This window comes from Noviherbaspirillum denitrificans, from assembly GCF_002211445.1.
Lineage (GTDB): Bacteria > Pseudomonadota > Gammaproteobacteria > Burkholderiales > Burkholderiaceae_D > Noviherbaspirillum > Noviherbaspirillum denitrificans.
The window spans coordinates 257977-259006 of record NZ_LSTO01000001.1 but is presented as its reverse complement, the minus strand read 5'-3'; the positions used below and the strand labels follow the sequence as shown (position 1 = coordinate 259006).

General features: G+C 67.5%; 2 protein-coding genes and 1 pseudogene. All 3 read right to left on the bottom strand.

Features of this window, described 5'->3' with window-relative positions:
* Positions 1-367 (bottom strand): annotated as a pseudogene (locus AYR66_RS01285) (exo-alpha-sialidase); the annotation flags it as partial.
* A 2-nt stretch (positions 368-369) separates the two neighbouring features.
* Positions 370-639: a MoaD/ThiS family protein gene (locus AYR66_RS01280; protein WP_088705998.1), complete on the bottom strand. Its 270-nt coding sequence runs from the start codon at positions 637-639 to the stop codon at positions 370-372.
* Between the two features lie 9 nt (positions 640-648).
* Positions 649-1030 (bottom strand): carbonic anhydrase (locus AYR66_RS01275; protein ID WP_170942254.1); only part of this gene is annotated, 382 nt, incomplete at its 5' end.

Sequence of the window (1030 nt, the reverse complement as noted above, 5' to 3'; positions counted from 1 at the left end):
CCTGCGAATGGAACAGCCCGCCGGGCAGGGTACCGGCCCACAGCACGCCTGGCTCGTCATTACCGCCGGCCGCGAGCGACCACAGCAGCGTGAGCTTCCATTCGACATCGGTGCCGCGGTCGCCTTGGGGCGGATAGGCGGGCACGGCGATTTCGGTCCAGTCCGTCTCGTCCTTCTCGCGCCGGTGCAGCTTGACGCCGAAGTGGCCGAGGTTGAGCGCCGCGTAGAGCGCGCCGTCGCGCCGGTCGTGCAGCACCATCGACACCGGCTCGCCGAGGAAGCCGATGTCGCGCAGCGTCCATCCGCCGGCGGCGCGGCTTGCTTCGAACAGGCCCTTGCGGGTCGCAATGAGTGCGCGGTCGTTCATGGTCAGCCTCCGGAAAGCGCCTGCAGCACATGCACCGTGCTGCGCGGTGAAAGCGGGTCGTTCAGGGAAACATGATCGCGGATACGCTGCCCGTCGATGAAGATGGCGACGTTCTTGCGCAGGTGGCCCTGCTCGTCGAGGATGTAACCGCGCAGCTGCCCGTTGGCGGCGAACGCTTCTTCCAGTGCCTCGCGCAGTGTGACCGCGCCGGTCTCGATTTCGGGCGTTTCGGTGAAGCGCCGCAGTTGCTGGGTGAACTGGAGCGTCGCCATGGAAACCTGCTACGCGCCTTCGGGCACGCCGTCGAAGAATTCCACGGCGCCGGTTTCCAGCGAATATTCGGCGCCGACGATCAGCAGCTTGCCTTCCTGGATCAGTTGCTCGAGCAGGGCAGAGCCGTGCCGCAGGTGATCGGCGGAGGCACGCACATTGGCGCGCACCGCATGTCCGACCAGCGCGTCATGGTCATGGCGGAGTTCGGTCGCCACCAGCGGCACCACCGAGGGCCGGATGCGGTCGACAATGGAGTGGATGTTGCGCGACGGATTCTTGGCCGGGCGCAGCACATCCTCGATGGCCGCCGTCACCGCGCCGCAGCGGGAATGCCCGAGCACCACCACCAGCGGCGTGCCGAACTGGGCGGCGGCGAATTCGACGCTGCCA

Bases quoted from the DNA above. Each gene is read 5' to 3' on its own strand.
- AYR66_RS01280 (WP_088705998.1), bottom strand. From the start codon at position 639: ATGGCGACGCTCCAGTTCACCCAGCAACTGCGGCGCTTCACCGAAACG.